This is a genomic window from Vibrio sp. 1457 (genome assembly GCF_033340195.1).
Lineage (GTDB): Bacteria > Pseudomonadota > Gammaproteobacteria > Enterobacterales > Vibrionaceae > Vibrio > Vibrio alginolyticus.
This window is the reverse complement of record NZ_JAWOWA010000060.1, coordinates 1-2,413: the sequence shown is the minus strand read 5'-3', so window position 1 is coordinate 2,413 and position 2,413 is coordinate 1. Positions and strand designations below refer to the sequence as shown.

General features: G+C 43.8%; 1 protein-coding gene and 3 tRNA genes. All 4 read left to right on the top strand.

Annotated features, from left to right (window positions below; translation table 11 throughout):
- Position 1 precedes the first annotated feature (1 nt).
- Positions 2–77 (top strand) — tRNA-Asn (locus tag R7Z41_RS23620).
- Positions 78–352: 275 nt separating this feature from the next.
- Positions 353–1,978 (top strand): methyl-accepting chemotaxis protein, encoded by a 1,626-nt coding sequence (locus R7Z41_RS23615; RefSeq protein ID WP_053306790.1) that lies wholly within the window; start codon positions 353–355, stop codon positions 1,976–1,978.
- A gap of 233 nt (positions 1,979–2,211) precedes the next feature.
- Positions 2,212–2,287: transfer RNA gene (locus R7Z41_RS23610), tRNA-Phe, on the top strand.
- Between the two features lie 52 nt (positions 2,288–2,339).
- Positions 2,340–2,412: transfer RNA gene (locus R7Z41_RS23605), tRNA-Thr, on the top strand.
- Position 2,413 lies beyond the last annotated feature (1 nt).

Sequence of the window (2,413 nt, the reverse complement as noted above, 5' to 3'; positions counted from 1 at the left end):
TTCCTCCTTAGCTCAGTTGGTAGAGCGACGGACTGTTAATCCGCAGGTCGCTGGTTCGAGCCCAGCAGGAGGAGCCACTTTTAAAGCCGCATCACTTGATGCGGCTTTTTTGTATCTGCTTTATACGTCATTTCTCACTTTCCCATTTATCTGCACTTCATTTCTAAACATCAGCGAACATTAAATCCTTTCTTCAAAAATACTTATTTCACGCTAAAAATTTAATCCTCATCGTAATTTCAATACGCATTAGTATCCGAGCATATTTATCTTCACTAAGATGCCCGAGTTATTACATTTCTTCTTTTAGCTATGCCTTGCATAGTGATAACACTTTATTTGTGAGCTAAATATGAAACTAAAAACTCAAGCCTATTTATTATCTGCGATCATATTGCTAGCTCTCCTAGCTCTGACCGCAACGGGCTTATGGACACTTCGCGTCGCAAGTAACCTTGATAACAAAGCTCGAGTTACTGAGCTATTTAAAAGTGCGTACAGCATACTTACCGAAGTAGAAAAGATGGCTATCGAAGGCAAAATGCCGGAAGACGAAGCGAAAGCATTAGCCACTCGCCTACTTCGTAACAATATCTACAAAGACAACGAATACGTTTATGTCGCAGATGAAAATATGATGTTCATCGCCGCACCACTAGACCCTCAACTGCACGGAACCAGCTTCCATGACTTTAGAGATGGCAGTGGTAATAGCGTAGGCCAACTCATTCTAGATGTATTGGGGCACAAAACAGGTCAGATCGTTGAATATACCTGGAGCCAAAAACAAGCTGATGGCAGCATTGAAGAAAAACACTCGATAGCAGAAAAAACACCACACTGGGGCTGGGTTGTCGGTACAGGTATTGGCTCTAATGAAGTTAACGCACGTTTTTGGTCGACAGCACAATGGCAGCTTGTGCTGTGTCTGATTATCGCGGGAAGTATTCTAAGTGGCCTGATCATTTCGATTCGCAAAATGCTTCATCTACTTGGTGGAGAGCCTAACGACGTGCGTAAAGCAGTTCAAGCTGTCGCTCAAGGAGACATTCAGACCAGTTTTGATACTGTGGCACCGAGAGGAAGTATCTATCGTGCCGTGCAAGATATGAGTCAATCACTAGCTACCATGGTGACAAACCTAGAGAAGTCTATGCATGCACTGCGCGCAGAGTTGTCTGCCGTAGAAGCTCGATCAAATACGATTGCCGATCTTACCGTATCTCAGCAGCAATCAACGGCGATGATTGCCACTGCGATGACTGAAATGGCATCTTCAGCCAACCATGTTGCCAATTCAGCAAGCGACACCGCAAACAATACGGACGAGGCTGACAAACAAAGCCAACATACGCAGAAACTCATTCATAACACGGTTGAAAACATTCAAGGTTTAGCTTCTCAATTAAATACTGCGAGTAAAGCGGTCGCCGATCTAGATCAGGATGTAAATAATATTGTAAAAGTGCTCGATGTGATTGGTGATATTGCAGAGCAAACAAACCTATTGGCACTCAATGCAGCCATTGAAGCAGCACGTGCTGGAGAACAAGGCCGAGGCTTCGCAGTCGTTGCTGATGAGGTACGCAACCTAGCAGGACGCACACAAGACAGCACAAAAGAGATTCAGTATATGATCTCCAATCTGCAAGAAGGCTCTCGCAATGCCATTCACACAATGGAAATATGTGCAGAAACCAGTGAAAGCACTGTTACAGAGTCTAAGAATGCCTCTGAAGCTCTACAGCAAATTGTAACGGCGTTAGAATCTATCACCACAATGAGCCAGCAGATCGCTACTGCTGCCGCTGAGCAGACGCAGGTTAGCGATGATATTGCGCTACGCATAAACCTTATCGAGGAAAGCGGAGGCCAACTCAACTCTGTCGTAACCGAGAGCCAATCAAGTACTCAAAGTTTAGCTTCACTAGCGAATGAGCTAGAAGGTTGGGTAAACAAGTTCTCAGTAAAGCACTAGTTTAAAGTCAATTGTTCAATAAAAAGCACGTTTTCAGACGTGCTTTTTTGTTTTTATCGCCTTTATTTTGCAAGTGAACACACTATCAATGTTAAAACATCGCTTAAAGCATGGCGCATTGCTGCTAAAAACGCATAAAAACAGCCCACTCCGAGCACAAATTCATCAAACGATATTTTATTTTAATTTTATTGTTGACCTGAAAGCCGAAAAGCCTTTTAATACACCTCGTCGCCCGGATAGCTCAGTCGGTAGAGCAGAGGATTGAAAATCCTCGTGTCGGTGGTTCGATTCCGCCTCCGGGCACCACAATTTATTAATTGTTGGTGCTTAGCACGAACAATGTTAAAGAATAAAATGTGCCGACTTAGCTCAGTAGGTAGAGCAACTGACTTGTAATCAGTAGGTCACCAGTTCGATTCCGGTAGTCGGCAC

Bases quoted from the DNA above. Each gene is read 5' to 3' on its own strand.
- R7Z41_RS23615 (WP_053306790.1), top strand. From the start codon at position 353: ATGAAACTAAAAACTCAAGCCTATTTATTATCTGCGATCATATTGCTA.